General features: G+C 56.5%; 1 rRNA gene. It reads right to left on the minus strand.

What is annotated here, in order from left to right:
- A 23S ribosomal RNA gene (locus MJZ25_16610) occupies positions 1-1,450 on the minus strand; the annotation flags it as partial.

Raw genomic sequence — 1,450 nt, forward strand, 5'->3', positions numbered from 1 at the left:
CCGTTACGCTTTTGGAGGCGACCACCCCAGTCAAACTACCCGCCAAGCGCGGTCCTCAAGTCCTTGAGTTAGAGCCCGGACAAGCAAAGGGCCGTATTTCAACGTCGGCTCCGACAGCGCTGGCGCGCCACCTTCACAGCCTCCGGCCTATCCTACACATCGATTGCCCAGACTCAACGCTAAGTTGCAGTAAAGGTTCACGGGGTCTTTCCGTCCCGTTGCGGGTAATCGGCATCTTCACCGATACTACAATTTCACTGGGCTCACGGTTGAGACAGTGCTCGGATCGTTACACCATTCGTGCAGGTCGGAACTTACCCGACAAGGAATTTCGCTACCTTAGGACCGTTATAGTTACGGCCGCCGTTTACTGGGGCTTCGGCTCGAAGCTGCAGCTTGCGCGTGACTTCTCCCCTTGACCTTCCAGCACCGGGCAGGTGTCAGGCCATATATTTCAACTTTCGTTTTAGCATAGCCCTGTGTTTTTGTTAAACAGTCGCCTGAGCCTATTTTCTGCGGCCATCCCGGAGGATGGCTCCCCTTATCCCGAAGTTACGGGGTCAATTTGCCTAGTTCCTTAACCGTGAATCTCCCATACGCCTCGGTATACTCTACCGGACCACCTGTGTCGGTTTGCGGTACTGGCCCGCCCGTGGTTAAGCTTAGCGGTTTTTCTTGGAAGCGCTTCCGTCCGATATCGGCTCCCCCGGAGGGTCGCCGTACTATCGGGTTCCGGCTCGTGGGTGGATTTGCCTGCCCATCTCAACGCCTTCCCCCTTCAACCCGGATATCCGTCACCGGGCACGGACTTGCTCACTTCGTCACCACGTCGCCCACGAGCAGGGTTGCGGAATATTAACCGCATCGTCATCGGTCTCGGCCTTCGCCTTACCCTTAGATCCAGACTAACCCTGATCCGACTAGCGTTGATCAGGAACCCTTGGTCTTTCGGCGGGGGGGCCTCTCGCCCCCCTTGTCGTTACTCATTCCTACATTTGCTTTTCCGCAAGCTCCAGCATACCTCGCGATACGCCTTCACCGCCGGCGGAATGCTCCCCTACCATAAATCCGCAGCTTCGGCAGACAGTTTAATGCCCGCTTATTATCCACGCACGGCCGCTCGACTAGTGAGCTGTTACGCACTCTTTGAATGAATGGCTGCTTCCGAGCCAACATCCTAGCTGTCTCTGCGGCCGCACTTCGTTAGTCCAACTTAACTGCCCTTTCGGGGCCTTGGCTGGCGGTCTGGATTGTTCTCCTCTCGGACACGGACCTTAGCACCCGCGCCCTCACTGCCGGGAAACATAACGTGTCATTCGGAGTTTGACAGGACTTGATAGGCGGTGAAGCCCTCGCATCCAACCAGTCGCTCTACCTACACGTTACTGTCCCGACGCTGCCCCTAAAGGCATTTCGGGGAGTACGAGCTATCTCCAAGTTTGATTGGCCT

Origin of the sequence: Fibrobacter sp. (genome assembly GCA_024399065.1) — a bacterium.
GTDB lineage: Bacteria > Fibrobacterota > Fibrobacteria > Fibrobacterales > Fibrobacteraceae > Fibrobacter.